Source organism: Ectothiorhodospira sp. BSL-9, from assembly GCF_001632845.1.
In the GTDB taxonomy this organism is placed as follows: domain Bacteria; phylum Pseudomonadota; class Gammaproteobacteria; order Ectothiorhodospirales; family Ectothiorhodospiraceae; genus Ectothiorhodospira.
Map to the genome: position 1 here is coordinate 3,408,542 of NZ_CP011994.1, position 16,485 is coordinate 3,425,026.

Below are 16,485 nucleotides of genomic sequence, written 5' to 3' on the forward strand. Positions count from 1 at the left end.
CAGCGATCATGACAGCATCCGATATCAACGCGTTGCTCGGGTCCCGCGAATTACCAGGAGCCCGGGAAGCGCTGTTGGAGATGACTCGCGATGGATCCCGCAGCTGGCGGCGTGAAGAGTTGCTGGACATGGCTGGCAGGCTGTCGGCAGGTCTGACCGCCGCCGGCCTGAAGACCGGTGACCGGGTGGCCCTGATGGCACCCAATAGCGCCCATTGGGTAGCGGTGGCATTGGGTGTGATGCGGGCGGGGGGCGTACTCGTCCCCCTGGACACTCAGATGCCGGGCGAGGACCTGGCCCATGCCCTCAACGACTGCCGGCCAGGCACGGTCCTGACTACTGACAAGCTGCTTTCCCGTTTGCCAAAACACATTGAGGCCGACGTGTGGCTGCTGGACAATGACACCGCCGATGAGCGTTCCTGGCGGAACCTCGTGGCCGACAGTTCCGGGCCGGCCCGGGCAAGCAGCAAGGACATGGCGGCCATCTTTTACACCTCCGGCACCACCGGGCCACCCAAGGGGGTACCCCTTTCCCATTACAACCTGGCCACCAACGTCCAGGCCCTGTGCGACCAGTCCCTGGCCGACGATCGGGATCGGGTACTGGTCCCCCTACCCTTTCATCATGTCTATCCCTTTACTGTGGGGATTCTCACCCCCCTCACCCTGGGGGCACCGCTGATCGTTCCGTATTCACTGGTAGGGCCGCAAATCGTCCGTGCCCTGCGCGACGGTGAAGCCACGGTGATGCTGGGTGTGCCCAGGCTCTACGAGGCCATCTGGACTGCTCTGGAACAACGGGTGACCGGGCGCGGGCGCACGGCTGCCCGACTCTTTCACGGCATGCTGCAGGTTTCCATGATGGCCCGCCGAGGGCCGGGATGGCGTCTGGGGCGGCGCCTGTTTGCGGGCCTGCATCGACGCATGGCACCGCGGCTGCGCCTGGTGGTTGCTGGCGGAGCGGCGCTGGATCCGGGGCTCGGGCGCCGCCTGCAGGGGCTGGGCTGGGAGGTGGCCACAGGTTACGGGCTGAGCGAGACGGCGCCGATCCTCACCTACAACCCGCCGGATAGGGTTCGCCTGGAGAGCGCCGGGCTGCCACTGCCCGGGGTCGAACTGGCCATCGATGGCCAGGAGAATACCGGCGAGGTGATGGCCCGTGGGCCGAATGTGTTTGCCGGTTATCTCAACCTGCCCGAGAAGAGTCGGGAAGTGCTGGATGATGATGGATGGTTCCGCACCGGTGACACCGGCTGGATCGACGAAGACGGTTTTCTCCATCTGGGAGGCCGCACCTCGGCCATGATCCTGCTTTCCGGAGGCGAGAACGTGGATCCTGAAAAGGTGGAAAAACAGCTGGAGAAAGCCTCAGGGATCCGTGAAGCAGGGGTGCTGGCCCATGACGACCGCCTGGCAGCGGTGGTGGTGCCCGAGCCGCAACTCTTGCGCGAAGTCGAGGGGGATGAACTCAGCAAGCGCCTCAAGAGCGCCATGGAGAAGGCCACGCAGGATCTACCCACTCACCACCGCCCTGGCACATTGAAGGTGAGCCTTGACCCCTTGCCCCGCACACGGCTGGGCAAGCTGCGTCGCCACAAGCTGGAAGAACGCTTCGAGGCCCTGGGTGAGGGTGCTGCCAGCAAGGGGGAGGCCAAACCGATGGATCCGGAGGCCATGGCCCCGGAGGACCAGCAGTTGCTGTCGGATCCCACCGTGGAGCAGACCTGGCAGTATCTGGCCGAGCGCTTCCATGACCGGCGGCTCACGCCGGACAGCGGCCTGTACCAGGACCTGGGGCTGGACTCCCTGGCCTGGGTGGATTTAACCCTCACGCTGCGCGACCGCATCGGCGTGGAAACGGAGGATGAAGCCATCTCACGGGTGCAGAGCGTGCGGGACCTGCTGCGCGAGGTGGCTGCGGCTGGCGAAGCCAAGGAGGGTGGTGACGAGCGGGATCTGCAGACCGCCCTGAAAGACCCCGAGCGACACCTGGACGACGCGGCGCGGCGCTGGCTGGCACCGCGAGGATCCGTACGCCAGTTCATCGGCCTGGTGCTGCTGGGCATCACCCGGCTGGGGGTCCGGCTCCTGTATCGTCTGGAGGTGCAGGGGCACATCCCCCGCGAAGGCGGCCCTTACGTACTGGCCCCGCGACACCTGAGTGCCCTTGATCCGCTGGTGCTGACCCGGGTTCTCACCTGGCGGCAGTTGCGCACCCTGTACTGGGCGGGATGGACCGGGCTGATGTTCTCCAGTCGCCTCGCCCGGGCCTTTAGTCGTATCGTCGGGATCCTGCCCATCGACCCGGGGAGATCCCCGCGGCGCAGCCTGGCATTGGCGGTCACCTGTCTTGAGCGCGGACACAGCCTGGTGTGGTTTCCGGAAGGACGCCGTTCCCCGGATGGCCAGTTGCAACCCTTCCGGCCCGGTATCGGCAGTCTGCTGCTGGCCAGGCCGTCACCCGTAATTCCCGTGCACATCGCGGGTACCGGGAAGGCCCTGCCGCCGGGGCGGCGCTGGCCCCGGCCAGGACGGGTGCGCATCATCATGGGTGAGCCGCTGGATCCGGGCACCCTGGGCAGCGATCCCCGGGAGATTGCCCAGCGCCTTCAGGATGCGGTGGCGGCTCTGGGGGAAGCCGACAACACGACTTGAGCTGGCACGTGGCCTCCCGCAGCGTCCACGTTGTGGGCGCCTTGTGTTCACTGCCTCAGGCGATCAATTGCCGCTCGCGCAGCAGTTTGATGACCGCATCGGCGGCTTCTTCGGTGCTCATCTCCGCTGCCTTGAGATGCAGTTCCGGGCTTTCCGGAGTCTCGTAGGCAGAGTCGATGCCGGTAAAGTTCTTCAGCTCACCACGGCGGGCCTTCTTGTAGAGCCCCTTCGGGTCGCGCTCCTCGGCCACATCCAGGGGCGTATCCACGAAGATCTCGATGAACTCACCCTCCTCCATCAGATCCCGCGCCATCCGCCGCTCACTGCGAAACGGCGAGATGAACGCCGTCAGCACGATCAGGCCAGCATCCGCCATCAATTTGGCCACCTCCGCCACCCGGCGGATGTTCTCCACCCGATCGGCATCGGTAAAGCCCAGGTCCCGGTTGAGACCATGGCGCACGTTATCGCCATCCAGCAGATAGGTGTGCTGGCCGGCGGCATGCAGCTTCTTCTCCACCCGATTGGCAATGGTGGATTTGCCGGCACCGGACAGGCCCGTGAACCATAGCACGGCCGGCTTCTGCCCCTTGGAGGCCGCCCGTGCCTGCTTGTCGATATCCACATGCTGCATGTGAATGTTCTGGCTGCGACGCAGGGCAAAATGCAGCATGCCGGCACCCACGGTATTGTTGCTCATCCGGTCGATCAGGATATAGCCACCGGTGTCGGCGTTCTCCTTGTAGGGGTCAAAGGCCACCGGCCTGCTCAGGCTCAGGGTACACACCCCAATACCGTTCAGATCGAGCTGCTTGGCCGCAGTGTGCTCCAGGGTATTGACGTTCACCTGATACTTCACCTGGCTCACCGTCGCCGACACCGTCTGCGTACCCAGCTTCAGCAGATAGGGTCGCCCCGGCAGCAAGGGCTGATCGTGCATCCACACCAATGTGGTCTCGAACTGATCGGCGGTCTCGGCGGGGGCATCCACGCCGGAAATCACATCACCTCGGGAAATGTCGATCTCATCCTCCAGCAGCAAGGTCACCGATTGCCCGGCAATGGCCTGTGCCAGGTCTCCATCGTAGGTGTAGATCTGCTTGATGCGGCTGGTCTTGCCCGAGGGCTGCACGCGGATGGCATCTCCTGGCTTGACAGCGCCGCTGGAAATCATGCCGGTGAAACCGCGAAAATCCAGGTGCGGTCGGTTCACCCACTGCACCGGCATGCGGAAGGGTGTGCGCTGCAGGCGCTCTTCGTCCACCTCCACGGTTTCCAGATACGCCATCAGGGTCGGGCCGTGATACCAGGGCATGTGGTGGCCGTGCTCGATGACGTTATCGCCCTTGAGCGCCGACAGGGGGATGAAGGTCATCTCCTCCAGGCCCAGCTGCCTGGCGAATGCCCGGTACTCATCCACTATCTCGTCAAAGCGCCCCTTGGAATAATCCACCAGGTCCATCTTGTTGATGGCCACCACCAGGTGCCGAATGCCAATCAGCGACATCAGGAAGCTGTGGCGGCGGGTCTGGGTGAGGATGCCATGGCGGGCATCCACCATCAGGATGGCGGCATCGGCAGTGGAAGCCCCGGTCACCATGTTGCGGGTGTACTGCTCGTGCCCCGGGGTGTCGGCCACGATGAACTTGCGCTTGCCGGTGGAGAAGAAGCGGTAGGCCACGTCGATGGTGATGCCCTGCTCCCGCTCGGCGGCCAGGCCATCCACCAGCAGGGCAAAGTCCATCTCGTCCCCCTGAGTGCCATACTTCTTCGAGTCCGCCTCGATGGCGGCCAGTTGATCTTCGAACAGCAGTTTGGATTCGAACAGCAGCCGCCCGATCAGGGTGCTCTTGCCGTCGTCCACGCTGCCGCAGGTGATGAAGCGCAGCAGGCCCTTGTGCTCGTGGGCCTTCAGGTAGCCCTCGATATCCCCGGCGATCATGTCGGATGCGTGTGCCATCAGAAGTACCCTTCCTGCTTTTTCTTTTCCATGGAGGCGGCGCTGTCATGGTCGATGACGCGGCCCTGGCGTTCGGAGGTCCTGGTGAGGAGCATTTCCTGGATGATCGCCGGCAAGGTATCGGCCTCGGATTCAATGGCACCCGTGAGCGGGTAGCAGCCCAGTGTCCGGAACCGTACCTTGCGCATCATCGGCACTTCACCGGGTTTGAGCGGCATGCGGTCATCATCCACCATGATCAGGGCCCCGTCGCGCTCCACCACCGGGCGCTCGGCAGAGTAGTAAAGCGGCACGATGGGGATGCTCTGCAGGTAGATGTACTGCCAGATATCCAGCTCGGTCCAGTTGGAGAGCGGGAACACCCGGATCGACTCCCCCTTGTGCTTGCGGGTGTTGTAGAGCCGCCATAGCTCCGGGCGCTGGTTCTTCGGGTCCCAGCGGTGCTGGGCGGTGCGGAACGAGAACACCCGCTCCTTGGCGCGGGACTTCTCCTCATCCCGGCGCGCCCCGCCAAAGGCGGCATCAAAGCCATACTGGTTCAGCGCCTGCTTGAGGCCTTCGGTCTTCATCACATCGGTGTGGATGGCCGAGCCATGGGTGAAGGGGTTGATGTCCTTCTCCACCCCTTCCGGATTGATATGCACCAGCAGGTCCATGCCCATCTCCCGGGCCATGTTGTCCCGAAACTCGTACATGGCGCGAAACTTCCAGCGGGTGTCCACATGCAGCAACGGGAACGGGGGCGGCGCCGGGGCAAAGGCCTTGCGCGCCAGGTGCAGCATCACCGCACTGTCCTTGCCCACCGAATAGAGCATCACGGGGTTCTCGGTCTCGGCGACCACCTCGCGCATGATATGGATGCTCTCGGCTTCCAGCTTTTGTAAATGGGTGAGTGATGTCATGGCATTGGCCTGTCTGGAAAAGTCGAACCGACCCGTTATTGGGGCGGAACGTTGATCAGGTAGAAATCCGGGTGTGCCTCCAGCCACCGCCGAATATCGGGGCTGGCCTGGAAATGGGCGCCGTGGAACACCAGCGCTAACGGCTTGCCGGGGAACAGGTCGCGCAGGCGCTGGAACAGCGTCAGATAATCTTCCGCCAAGGGCGGTGCCCACAGGCAACGGGTGTGGAGCGCACCGCGTTTGCCATGCAGATAGAGCTGATAGCGGGGAGAACCTGACGCCACTGCCTGATCCCCCCTGGCGACTCTCACCCCTCCCTGCCAGATGGCACCGCCACCCTTGCGGACCATCTCCAGCACGGGCTGCACCTGCTTGCGATACCAGCGGCTGGCGCTGCTGCGTTGATGCGCCACAGCCTCCAGGGTCAACGGTTCGGGCTTGAGACCACGGGCCTCCAGCCAGTGCTCGATGGCACGGGCAGAGACCGGATGGCCCGCTTCGCCGAGCGCATCGGCCAGGGCACGACTACTCCAGGCCGGCTCACCGGAATCGGGCGATGTTGTCAGCCGTGCCATCAGCATCTGCTGAGCGGCGGCATCAAGCCGGCCCGCCTGCCCCGTCTTGCGACCGCGCGCGCGCACGGGAACCGCGTCCCAGCCTCCCTCCCTGAATGCCTTCCAGGCCGCCGACACGGTGGGCGCCGAGAGCCCGGTGCGTACTGCCGTAGCGGCCACCGTGTGGCCGTCCAGGCGCAGGCGCACGGCCTCAAGGCGGCGCTCATTCAATGGTTCAGGCGATAAATGTTTATTAACCAAATCATTCACATGATGTTGTTTTTATTTGGTTTTCTTTCCAACGATGACGTAACTTCACAACCATATGATCAACATCATAAAAGCCTCACAAAAATCCCACAAGCCTGACATGACAGGATTGTACGGAACCGGGGCCCTGCGTATATGGATACCGGCCATGCCACCATGGCATCTACCCGGCCTGGGAGAACCAAGCCACTTGACCGCACCAGCGGACTCCCGCAACGTTGGGTCGCAGACTCACATCATCCCCCGTCATGAGGACGCTTCCATGCACTTTCGACAGCTCTTTGAAGCGGATTCTTCCACCTTCACCTACCTGCTGGCCTGCCCCGATACCGGGATCACGGCCCTCATCGACCCCGTGCTGGAAACCGTGGACAGGGATCTGGAACTGCTGCGATCCTTGGGGCTGACCCTGGATTTCGTGGTGGAAACCCATATCCACGCGGACCACATCACCGGGGCGCGGCGGCTCAAGCAGGCTACCGGCTGCCAGATCGCGGGGCCGGCGCTGGATGAAATCCCCTGCCGGGATGTGGGACTGCGCGAAGGCGAGCCATTCAAGCTGGGCAGCATCACCCTGAACCCCTTGTTCACCCCCGGACACACCGACACCCACCACGCCTACCTGCTGGATCACCACGGTCTCAAGCTGCTGTTCTCGGGCGATGCCCTGCTGATCGAGAGCTGCGGACGCACCGACTTCCAGTCCGGCGACGCCCACGTGCTCTATCACAGCATCCAGGACAAGTTCTTCACCCTGCCCGACGAAACCCTGGTCTACCCCGCCCACGACTATGAAGAACGACGCATTACCACCATCGGCCAGGAAAAGCTGCGCAACCCCCGCCTGGGCAAAGGCCGCACCGAGGCAGAGTTCGTGAAGATCATGCACGACATGGACCTGCCCTACCCCCGAAAGATTGATTTCTCGGTGCCCGGCAACGAGCAGTGCGGTGCCTGCCCGGACAACCTTCCCGAAGAGATGCGCGGCCTGTGCGAGGCGAGTCGGCAGGGGTAGTGCGGAACAAGAAACCTTGTTCCGCAGCAGGCAACCGGATCAAGACGTCGAGCTACGGTGAAATACTGAAGTCGTAGCGCAAGGAAACCATGGCAGTGCTCAGGTCCTTCTGACCGGGCTCATCAAACGAGGTATTCTTGTAACCGAAGTAGGCCGAAGTACGGCGATCGAAGAAATACCGCCCCCCTAACGCATAATACGTCTGATCACGGTTGTTCCCGTCGTTATCATCAAGGTCGCCGTACTGGGCCACCAGCATGGTTTTGCCAATGCGATAACGAGCCCCGAGAAAAAGGATGTCGTGGTCCCGAACCTGCGTACCCATCAGGGAGACATCCTCATACTGAATGAATCCGGTGAAATCCCCAAAGCGCGCGCGCATGCCCAGCTTACTGTTTCCCTTGCGCCCGTCCTCCAGTGTTTTCACGGAGTTCGTGGCACCGATCACCTGATAGTTATCCAGAAAATCATAGGTCACCCCCAGGTTATAGGCACCCTTGTAGTTGTCGATGTCGTTAGAGCGATCACGCTCGTCGATACTGTACTGAACCACGGCATTCAGGCCGTTGATATTCGGAGACTCGTACTGCACGGCGTTGTGGAAGTAGCTGGTCGTGCCAAACGGCCCCGTGGCCATTCCACCATTGCCTCGGGCCTGCAGGGCGGTGGAGGCGAAGGCATCGAACTTCGCCCCTCCGGTTGCCTTGTAAGCACCATCAAACGAGCCCACACGCACCGTACCCCAACGACCCTGAAGGCCGATATTGTGATCTCGATCGGTTAAATTGGCGTCAGAGTCACCCACATTGAGATTCCAGGCCGCAGTGCCCACCAAGGTCAGGTTTTCATCAATCCGATGACTCCCTCGCACTCCGACGCGCCCCATTCCATTCTCGTCCCCGGTATACCCACGCGACTCGGCATCGCCCCCCTCTTCCACCTGCCCGATCTCAACATAAAGCCTGCCGAAGACTTCAAAGTCATTAGCCATGCCAGCCATCGGCGCCATCACGGTGCTACCGACAATCCATACGAGCATCTGCTTTTTCATGTGCTGCACTCCTCCCAGGGTTCTTGGTATCAACGCCCAGCGGCAGGGGTTCAAATCACGACCCCACTGGCGCGCCGGTGAAGAGTGCAAATAGCAAGCCATCCATAGCCTTATGATCTTAAAAGAATATCTATATTCTATAAATGAATCTGGTGATTGCATTTTGCATCCGTATTGCAAAACGCAATCCTCGTATGGTCAATATCAACGCATCTGACCCAATCGCCGGTGTAATGTAGAAGCATTAATGCCCAGGCGCCTGGCCGCCTCCCGCTTGTTGCCAGCGCAGCGCGTGAGCATGTGACGAATCCAGGCCTCCTCAACCATTTCAAGGCTGGCATCCGGGTCCATGCCGGGTATGGGGCCTCCCGGTGAGGACTGGCGACGGCTCACTTCTGCCGGCAGGTGTTCAAGACCCACCTCGCACTGCTGGGAAGCCAACACTACAGATCGTTGAACCGCATTCTCCAGTTCGCGGACGTTACCCGGCCAATCGTAGGCAGCCAGCGCCTCCAGGGCCTCCAGAGTGAAACCAGGCAACCGTCGCCCATAGCGGCGACCATAGTCGGCGAGAAAATGCTCCGCCAGAGGGATCACGTCCTGAGGGCGCCGCCGCAACTCAGGCACATCCACCGGGAAAACATTCAGACGATAATAGAGGTCCGCGCGGAAAGCGCCCTCCGCTACCAGACACTTGAGCGGCTCATTGGACGCACACACGATGCGCACATCCACGGGAAAGGTGCGCTCTCCTCCCACACGCCTGACAACACGCTCCTGCAGAAAATGCAGCAGTCTCACCTGGATCTCCGGTACCGCGCTGTTGATCTCATCAAGCAGGAGGGTTCCGCCATCGGCCAGTTCCAGCAAGCCGCGCTTGCGCTTGCGCGCCCCCGTAAACGCGCCCTCCTCGTGTCCAAAGAGCTCACTCTCAGCCAGGGTGGATGGGATACCCGCGCAATTGAGGCTGAAGAAAGGCCCGTCCCGCCTTGGGCTCCAGGCATGCAGGTATCGGCCCAGCAGACTCTTGCCAGTACCCGTTGCGCCGCTGAGAAGCACCAGGATGTCCGTATCCGCTGCCTGCTGAAGCAGTGAGACAGCCTGCGCCATCGGCTGAGAACAGATCACCGGCGCGCTCCCCGGCCCGGGCTCCAGCTGTTTGAGGCGGGTACTGAGCCCCTCGATCCGCCAGCGGTGCTCGAGATGCGAAAACAGCCTTTGCAGGATCACCCTGATACGCGACACATCGAGGGGCTTGGTGATCAAATCGAACACGCCAAGGCGAAAGGCCTCAATGGCATTATCCGCAGTCGCAAACCCGGTAATCATCACCACGGGCATATCAGGATCCTGCTCCCGGGCCAGCGCCACTAGAGCCAGACCATCCGGAGGCGGCACGCGCAGGTCCGTAATCATCACGTCTGGCTGGGTACTGCGCAGTTCACGCTCTGCCGTCTCACCATCCGGCGCAATTCGAACCGAGAAGCCCGCCCCCATGCCCAGCTCGCGCACCATCGCAGCCACATCGGCATCGTCCTCAACCACCAATAACGTGGGTTTCATGATGATGTGCCCCGAGACGATGCTGGCCTGCTATTCGGCTTCATGTGACTATAGTGATCAGGATGCATCAAGGTGTCGACATGTTCATCCTCATGACCTGTTGTTCCAGTGTATCCAGGTCACTCAGGGTGGCCACCTGCTCCTTAATGTGCACCAGCCGATGAAAATGACCGCGGATACGCAAGATCTGCCGCAGTCCTTCGCAGATTCAGACCTTGCCTCGAATGGCATCCACGAACTGGAGTAAACCCATCAGACCTCGGGCGGTCTCGATCTGTCTGACAGGGATACCACCGGTAACCTTGTTGGGGCTACGCATGAAATGGCGCACCCAGGCCTGATCACCACCGGCAAGGGCAAACACTTCCCTGGCAAGACGGATAAGTAGCAGTGCCAACTCGCCCTGTTCGGACTGTGGGTCCAGTGCGGGATTCTGTTTGAGCCTGCTGACTGCGGTTCTGTGAACACCCAGCACCGCCGCCAGTTCGGCCTGGCCAAGGCCTAACTGCCTGGAGGCCTTGAGCACGGCCTTGGCCAGCACGACGGCAGGGCTGTGTGCGGCGCTTGTACGCGTCCGCTAGAACCCATATTTCATAGCCCGCCCTGATCCCCCATCGTCCACGGCACGATCTCAAGCAACCAAGGAGATGTGCCGGTATGAACAGAGGTGTCCGACAGCGCAAGCGCGCTTTCTGGAAGGGACTGGTCCAGCAGTGGGCAGCTTCAGGCCAGAGCAAGGCGGCCTTTGCCCGTCAGCATGGGGTCACACCCCAGCAGTTGTCCCAGTGGGCAGTGCGCTATCCGGAATGGGTGGTGGCCACAGTCGACTCCAAGGCGGAGCATTCGCCCTCGAAGCCCGCCGCCGGGACGCAGCGCTTTTTGACGGTGCGCACGGTGGAGGACGCCCCTGATCCCGTGGACCTGTCGCCGCAGCCCGGTGGACCGGTGGTGGTGACCTTGAGCCACGGTCGTCGGCTCGAGCTCTATCCGGGGTTTTGCGCCCAGACCCTGCAACGGGCCATGGAGGTCCTGGAGGCATGATCGCGTGGCCCACGGGGGTGGCCATCCACCTGGCAGTGGCGCCGGTGGATTTCCGCAAGGCCTTCGATGGTCTGTGCATCGAGATCGTCGAGGCCCTGGAGCGGGATCCGCTCAGCGGTGAGTTGTTCGTCTTCCGCAACCGGGCTGGGGACAAGCTCAAGGCCCTGTACTGGGATGGCCAGGGCTTTGTGATGATCTACAAGCGCCTGGAGAAGGGGCGCTTCAAGTGGCTCCAGCAGGTGGATGGAGATGCAGAGGGTGAGGTTCGGCTCTCCCGCAGCCAGATGCAGGCGCTGTTCGAGGGTATCGATTGGCGGCGCCTGGAAACCCCGCAAAAATGCCTTGCCACAGCCACCCGTTGATAGATAAATACCATCAATAAGTCAGCCACTTAGCGCTTTCGGCGTGGTAAAATGCGGGCATGTTGAACGGCACTGCACAAGACCTGCCGACACCCCCTTCCGGCCTGCGCGAATCGCAGTTCCGCGCTGCCCTGGCGGACCGTGATCAGCTCATTGAGCAGCAGTCCCAGCTACTCGCCCAGCAGCAGTCCACGATCAATGAGCTGAGCGAACAACTGGAGAATCTCAAGCGCCAGGTCCTTGAGGCCCAGCGCAAACGCTTCGGGCAAAGCTCCGAGCGTGGCTGTTACCTCCAGCAGGATCTCTTCCACCCGCAGGAAGCCCCGATCCCCGAGCAAGACGAAGAAGAAACCACCGAGGCGCCCAAAAAGCGGCGCAAGACCCAGCCCCCTCGAGGTCGCCGTGTCCTCCCACCGGAATTGCCCCGGGAGACGCAGCGCTACGACTACGACGACGAAACCCGGGCCCAACTGGAGGCCCAGAACGGCGGCCCGCTGGTGGAGATCGGTGTCGAGGTGACCGAGACCCTGGAGTACCAACCCGGGCAGCTGTACGTGAAGCGCCACGAGGTGCCCAAGTATGCGATCCAGGGGGATGACGGGGAGCGCACCATCGTCTCTCCACCGCGCCCCTCGCCACCGATCCCCGGCGCCCAGGTGGGTGCCAGCCTGCTGGCCCATACCGTGATCAGCAAGTTCGCGGATCATCTGCCGCTCAACCGCATCAGCCAGCAGCTGGCCCGGGATGGTTACGACGTCCCCCGCCAGCGGCTGTGCGACTACGTGCTGCTGTCCGCCTCGGTCCTGGCCCCGCTGGCCGACCTCGTTCGCCAGGATGCCCTGGCCAGTCCGGTCGTTCACAGCGACGACACCACGGTGCCGCAACTGGAAAAGGGCCGACGACAAACCCGAACCTGTCGCCTGTGGCTCTACCTGGGCCGCGGGCGGGAGGACGGCATCATCCCGGTGTTCTACGACTACACCACCAACCGATCCCAGGAAGGTCCGCTGGAACACCTGCGTGACTACCAGGGATATCTGCAAGCCGATGCCTATGCGGGCTACCTGAACGCCGAGCGGATCCAGGAGGCGCTGATCTGGTGTGCCTGCTGGGCCCATGCGAGGCGCCCGTTCGAAAAGATCGCCCGCAAACACAAAAAACGCGGCCGGGTGCATCTGGTGATGAAGCTGATCACGGCGATCTACCAGGTGGAGTCGCGCCTGCGCGAACAGGGGATCACGGACCCCGAGCAGATCCGCGAGGCCCGCCAGCGCCGCACGGTGCCCATCCTCAAGCGCTTGCGTCGCCTGCTGGATCGCATCCTGCCCAGCCTGCCGCCCCGGGGAGACTTCGCCAAGGCGATCGGTTATGTCCTCAACCACTGGCAGGCCCTGATGCGCTTCACTGAGGATGGCCGCCTGGAGCCCGACAACAACCGCGGCGAACGCGCCCTGCGCGGGGTGTGCGTGAGTCGCAAGAACTGGAACTTCACCGGCTCCGAGAATGGTGGCCACGCCCTGGCCATCCTGCTCACCCTCCTGGAAACCTGCAAGCAGAACGGGGTGAACCCGCGTCACTACCTGATCGATGTGCTTGAGCGCATCCAGGATCATCCCGCCAATCGCCTCCACGAACTGCTGCCCTATCACTGGGAACCGCCCACCCAGGCCTGCGGGGAGAATGACAGCGGGGAGTGAGGGTTGGGTATACGTGCCCTACCGGACACTTACCGGCGCTTGGCACTGTCTCACATGCCAGGATAGTTGGGTCCATCTCCACCTTGAGGCACCACCCAGTCGATATTCTGGTCCGGATCCTTGATATCACAGGTCTTGCAGTGCACGCAGTTCTGGGCGTTGATTTGCAGGCGTGATTCGTTGGCATCGCCCGCTTCAACGTATTCGTACACACCTGCGGGGCAGTAGCGAGCTTCCGGCCCTGCGTAAACCGGGAGATTCAGAGCGGTAGGCCGATTTGGATCTCTCAGCTTAAGGTGGACTGGCTGGCCCTCTTCGTGATGCGTGTTGGACAGAAAAACCGAAGACAGGCGGTCGAATGTGATGCTCCCATCCGGACGGGGATAATCGATGGGTGGGCAATCCCCGGCAGGGCGGAGGCGTTCGTGGTCAGCGTGATGGCGCAGCGTCCAGGGAGCGCGACCCCGTAAGACGTATGTATCCACCGCTGCGTGGGCCAGTCCGGCCCAGAGGCCCCAGCGAAAACCGGGGCGGATGTTCCGGGCTCGGTGGAGTTCGCGGATCACCCAGGTATTGTCGAGGCGGCGACGGAAATCGCTGGCTTCCAGGCCGCCGGTAGGTGACGAGGTCAGCAGATCGAAAACGGTCTCTGCCGCGGTGATGCCACTCTTCATGGCATTGTCGCTGCCCTTGATGCGTGGCACGTCGAGAAAGCCCGCCGTGTCTCCCACCAGCAGGCCGCCGGGAAAGCTGAGTTTCGGCAGGCCCTGCAGGCCGCCCTCCACCAGCGCCCGGGCGCCATAGGCGATGCGTTTGCCGCCTTCGAACACGGGGCGGATGGCCGGATGGGTCTTGAAGCGCTGCATCTCCTCGAAGGGGCTCAGGTAGGGATTTTCGTAGTCCAGCCCCACGATGAAGCCCACCGCCACCCGGTTGTCCTCCAGGTGGTACAGAAACCCGCCACCATAGGTGCGGGTATCCAGGGGCCAGCCCACGGAGTGGATCACCTGACCAGGCCGGTGCCGGGCCGGGTCCACTTCCCAGACTTCCTTGATGCCCAGTCCGTAGGTCTGCGGCCCCACCCCCTCGCGCAGACCGAAGCGGTCGATGAGCGTCTTGGTCAGGGAGCCATGACAGCCCTCGCAGAACAGCGTCTGGCGGGCATGGAGTTCCACGCCGGGCTCGAAGCGCGGGCCCTCGCTGCCGTCCGGGTTACGGCCCATGTCTGCGGTGGCCACACCCTTGACAGCCCCCTGCTCGTCATAGAGTACTTCGGCTGCCGGAAATCCGGGCAGCACTTCCACACCCAGGGCCTCGGCCTGCTCCGCCAGCCAGCGACAGAGGTTGCCCAGGCTAATGATGTAATGGCCCTCGTTGTGCATCTGTGGCGGCGTGGGCATTCGCAGGGCGCGAACCTGGGTCAGCAGCAGGAATTGGTCCTCGCTGACTGCGGTGTTCAGGGGGGCGCCCTGTTCTCGCCAGTCCGGCAGCAGTTCATCCAGGGCCCGGGGCGCGAACACCGCACCCGAGAGGATATGGGCCCCCACCTCGGAGCCCTTTTCCAGCACACAGACGGACAGGTCCTGTCCTGTCTGCTCGGCCTGCTGGCGCAGACGGATGGCCGCCGCCAGCCCGGCCGGACCGGCGCCAACGATGACCACGTCGAATTCCATGCTCTCACGTTCCAAAGGGCACCTCCGGCGTTGGGTTCAGGATTTGAGGGCGCGAAGCCCTTCCCGCAGGGCGGGCAGCACCTGGAACAGGTCACCCACCAGGGCGTAGTCGGCCATCTGGACCATGGGGGCCTCCTCGTCACGGTTGATGGCCACCACCACCTTGCTGTCCTTCATGCCGGCCCAGTGCTGGATGGCCCCGGAGATCCCCACGGCGATGTACAGCTCGGGTGCGACCACCTTGCCGGTCTGACCCACCTGGTAGTCGTTGGGCACGAACCCGGCATCCACGGCCGCACGGGAGGCGCCGATGGCGGCATTGAGCTCGTCGGCCAGGTCCTCCAGCAGCTGGAAGCCTTCGGCACTGCCGACACCGCGCCCGCCGGAGACCACCACCCGGGCGGCGCCCAGTTCGGGGCGTTCCGACTCGGTGAGCGATTCCTCCACAAAGCGTGACACACCCGGGTCCTGGGCCGCCGGCACCGTCTCGATGGACGCCGAGCCGCCCTCACCCACCGGGTCAAAGGCCGTGGGACGTACCGTGATGACCCTGACCGGATCCTCGCAGATCACCCGCGCCATGACATTGCCGGCATAGATGGGTCGTTCGAAGGTGGTCGGCCCCTCGATCCCGGTGATGTCGGACACCTGGGCCACATCCAGACGGGCGGCCACCCGGGGCATGAAGTCCTTGCCCTGGGTGGTGGCCGCGGCCAGCACTGCCGAGTAGTCCGAGGCCAGCGAGATGACCAGCTCGGCCAGGGGTTCGGCCAGCTGATGGGCATAGGTCGGGTCATCACAGAGCAGTACACGGCTCACCCCCTCCAGTGCCGCCGCCGCTTCACCCACGGCCTTGCAGTCCTGCCCGGCCACCAGGACATCCACGGCATCACCCAGGGCAAGCGCGGCACTCACCGTCCTGCGGGTGACATCAGCCAGATGTCGATGATCATGTTCCGCCACTACCAGCACTGTCATATCAGATCACCTGTGCTTCGTTCTTGAGCTTGTCCAGCAATTCCCCCACGTCGGCGACGCGCACACCCGGCTTGCGCGCGGGCGGCTCGGCCACACTGACCGTGCGGATGCCGCTGCGGGTCTCCACCCCGAGGCTGTCCAGGGGACGGCGATCCAGGGGCTTTTTCTTTGCCTTCATGATGTTGGGGAGCTTGAGATAACGAGGCTCGTTGAGCCGTAAATCGGTACTCACCACCGCCGGCAGTCTCAGGGCCACGGTACGGGTGCCTCCATCCACTTCCCGGGTGACAATCACCTCGCCGTCGCCCATCTCCACTCGACAGGCGAAGGTGCCCTGCCCCCAGCCCAGACGCGCGGCGAGCATCTGTGCCGTCTGGTTGCAGTCATCATCGATGGCCTGCTTCCCCATCAGCACGAGATCGGGAGACTCTTCCCCCACCACGGCGGCCAGGGCGCGACTGACCACCACCGGCGCGAGGCTTTCCTCCGTTTCCAGCAGCAGCGCCCGGTCGGCGCCGAATGCCAGGGCCGTGCGCAGCGTGTCCTGGGCCGCGGCCGGGCCGATGCTGACCGCCACCACCTCGGTGGCCACACCGGCCTCGCGGAGCCGCACCGCCTCTTCCATGGCGATTTCGTCGAAGGGGTTCATGGACATCTTCAGGTTGGCGATGTCCACATCGCTGCCATCGGAGCGTGGGTGCACCCGAACGGTGTAATCCACCACACGCTTGACCGGTACGAGTACCTTCATGGGCCACTCCT

14 protein-coding genes are annotated in these 16,485 nt (G+C 63.1%); 5 read left to right on the plus strand and 9 right to left on the minus strand.

The genetic code is table 11. The features are described from left to right. Nucleotides 1-8: 8 nt before the first annotated feature. Complete coding sequence (locus ECTOBSL9_RS15585) at nt 9-2,657, plus strand: AMP-binding protein (RefSeq protein WP_063465825.1); 2,649 nt, start codon at nt 9-11, stop codon at nt 2,655-2,657. Nucleotides 2,658-2,712: 55 nt separating this feature from the next. Here the strand turns inward: ECTOBSL9_RS15585 and cysN are convergent, their stop codons facing one another. The 3 genes from cysN to ECTOBSL9_RS15600 are packed head-to-tail and all read right to left on the minus strand — an operon-like array spanning nt 2,713 to nt 6,304. Next, nucleotides 2,713-4,617: a sulfate adenylyltransferase subunit CysN gene (gene cysN / locus ECTOBSL9_RS15590; protein ID WP_063465826.1), complete on the minus strand. Its 1,905-nt coding sequence runs from the start codon at nt 4,615-4,617 to the stop codon at nt 2,713-2,715. Next, on the minus strand, nt 4,617-5,519 hold the full coding sequence (gene cysD, locus ECTOBSL9_RS15595; RefSeq protein WP_063465827.1) for a sulfate adenylyltransferase subunit CysD: 903 nt from the start codon (nt 5,517-5,519) through the stop codon (nt 4,617-4,619). The genes cysN and cysD overlap by 1 nt, the downstream gene beginning before the upstream one ends. Before the next feature lie 35 nt (nt 5,520-5,554). Further along, nucleotides 5,555-6,304 carry a helix-turn-helix domain-containing protein gene (locus tag ECTOBSL9_RS15600; RefSeq protein WP_063465828.1) on the minus strand — a complete coding sequence of 250 codons (750 nt, stop codon included), beginning with the start codon at nt 6,302-6,304 and terminating at the stop codon, nt 5,555-5,557. A 301-nt stretch (nt 6,305-6,605) separates the two neighbouring features. On the opposite strand from ECTOBSL9_RS15600, the gene ECTOBSL9_RS15605 reads away from it, so the two are divergent. Continuing rightward, on the plus strand, nt 6,606-7,358 hold the full coding sequence (locus ECTOBSL9_RS15605; RefSeq protein ID WP_063465829.1) for an MBL fold metallo-hydrolase: 753 nt from the start codon (nt 6,606-6,608) through the stop codon (nt 7,356-7,358). 52 nt (nt 7,359-7,410) lie between these two features. Here the strand turns inward: ECTOBSL9_RS15605 and ECTOBSL9_RS15610 are convergent, their stop codons facing one another. The 3 genes from ECTOBSL9_RS15610 to ECTOBSL9_RS15620 all read right to left on the minus strand — a co-directional run bounded on the left by ECTOBSL9_RS15610 (nt 7,411) and on the right by ECTOBSL9_RS15620 (nt 10,513). After that, nucleotides 7,411-8,409, minus strand: coding sequence for a porin (locus tag ECTOBSL9_RS15610; protein ID WP_063465830.1), 999 nt, complete (start codon nt 8,407-8,409; stop codon nt 7,411-7,413). A gap of 204 nt (nt 8,410-8,613) precedes the next feature. Further along, entirely contained in the window at nt 8,614-9,972 is a 1,359-nt protein-coding gene (locus tag ECTOBSL9_RS15615) for a sigma-54 dependent transcriptional regulator (protein WP_063465831.1), read from the minus strand. A gap of 208 nt (nt 9,973-10,180) precedes the next feature. After that, on the minus strand, nt 10,181-10,513 hold the full coding sequence (locus ECTOBSL9_RS15620) for an MbcA/ParS/Xre antitoxin family protein (protein ID WP_063465832.1): 333 nt from the start codon (nt 10,511-10,513) through the stop codon (nt 10,181-10,183). A 116-nt stretch (nt 10,514-10,629) separates the two neighbouring features. Between ECTOBSL9_RS15620 and ECTOBSL9_RS15625 the strand changes: the two genes are divergently transcribed. From ECTOBSL9_RS15625 to ECTOBSL9_RS15635, 3 genes are read left to right on the plus strand one after another with little or no spacing between them, the layout of a single operon-like run. Continuing rightward, entirely contained in the window at nt 10,630-11,013 is a 384-nt protein-coding gene (locus ECTOBSL9_RS15625; protein ID WP_063463510.1) for a helix-turn-helix domain-containing protein, read from the plus strand. Next, complete coding sequence (gene tnpB / locus ECTOBSL9_RS15630) at nt 11,010-11,375, plus strand: IS66 family insertion sequence element accessory protein TnpB (protein ID WP_063463345.1); 366 nt, start codon at nt 11,010-11,012, stop codon at nt 11,373-11,375. Before ECTOBSL9_RS15625 ends, tnpB begins: the two co-directional genes overlap by 4 nt. 59 nt (nt 11,376-11,434) lie before the next feature. After that, on the plus strand, nt 11,435-13,072 hold the full coding sequence (locus ECTOBSL9_RS15635) for an IS66 family transposase (RefSeq protein WP_063463344.1): 1,638 nt from the start codon (nt 11,435-11,437) through the stop codon (nt 13,070-13,072). Nucleotides 13,073-13,122: 50 nt separating this feature from the next. On the opposite strand, the gene ECTOBSL9_RS15640 is transcribed toward ECTOBSL9_RS15635, so the two are convergent. Genes ECTOBSL9_RS15640 through ECTOBSL9_RS15650 form a run of 3 tightly spaced genes read right to left on the minus strand, consistent with a single transcriptional unit; the run spans nt 13,123 to nt 16,474 of the window. Continuing rightward, entirely contained in the window at nt 13,123-14,760 is a 1,638-nt protein-coding gene (locus tag ECTOBSL9_RS15640) for an electron transfer flavoprotein-ubiquinone oxidoreductase (protein WP_205631982.1), read from the minus strand. 21 nt (nt 14,761-14,781) lie between these two features. Further along, complete coding sequence (locus ECTOBSL9_RS15645) at nt 14,782-15,723, minus strand: electron transfer flavoprotein subunit alpha/FixB family protein (RefSeq protein ID WP_063465833.1); 942 nt, start codon at nt 15,721-15,723, stop codon at nt 14,782-14,784. A gap of 1 nt (nt 15,724) precedes the next feature. Beyond that, nucleotides 15,725-16,474, minus strand: coding sequence for an electron transfer flavoprotein subunit beta/FixA family protein (locus tag ECTOBSL9_RS15650; protein WP_063465834.1), 750 nt, complete (start codon nt 16,472-16,474; stop codon nt 15,725-15,727). Between the last annotated feature and the right edge of the window lie 11 nt (nt 16,475-16,485).

What these genes read in the sequence shown, in the direction of transcription:
- ECTOBSL9_RS15585 (WP_063465825.1), top strand. Translation starts at nt 9, where the DNA reads ATGACAGCATCCGATATCAACGCGTTGCTCGGGTCCCGCGAATTACCA.
- cysN (WP_063465826.1), bottom strand. Translation starts at nt 4,617, where the DNA reads ATGGCACACGCATCCGACATGATCGCCGGGGATATCGAGGGCTACCTG.
- cysD (WP_063465827.1), bottom strand. Translation starts at nt 5,519, where the DNA reads ATGACATCACTCACCCATTTACAAAAGCTGGAAGCCGAGAGCATCCAT.
- ECTOBSL9_RS15605 (WP_063465829.1), top strand. Translation starts at nt 6,606, where the DNA reads ATGCACTTTCGACAGCTCTTTGAAGCGGATTCTTCCACCTTCACCTAC.
- ECTOBSL9_RS15610 (WP_063465830.1), bottom strand. Translation starts at nt 8,409, where the DNA reads ATGAAAAAGCAGATGCTCGTATGGATTGTCGGTAGCACCGTGATGGCG.
- ECTOBSL9_RS15615 (WP_063465831.1), bottom strand. Translation starts at nt 9,972, where the DNA reads ATGAAACCCACGTTATTGGTGGTTGAGGACGATGCCGATGTGGCTGCG.
- ECTOBSL9_RS15625 (WP_063463510.1), top strand. Translation starts at nt 10,630, where the DNA reads ATGAACAGAGGTGTCCGACAGCGCAAGCGCGCTTTCTGGAAGGGACTG.
- tnpB (WP_063463345.1), top strand. Translation starts at nt 11,010, where the DNA reads ATGATCGCGTGGCCCACGGGGGTGGCCATCCACCTGGCAGTGGCGCCG.
- ECTOBSL9_RS15635 (WP_063463344.1), top strand. Translation starts at nt 11,435, where the DNA reads ATGTTGAACGGCACTGCACAAGACCTGCCGACACCCCCTTCCGGCCTG.
- ECTOBSL9_RS15645 (WP_063465833.1), bottom strand. Translation starts at nt 15,723, where the DNA reads ATGACAGTGCTGGTAGTGGCGGAACATGATCATCGACATCTGGCTGAT.
- ECTOBSL9_RS15650 (WP_063465834.1), bottom strand. Translation starts at nt 16,474, where the DNA reads ATGAAGGTACTCGTACCGGTCAAGCGTGTGGTGGATTACACCGTTCGG.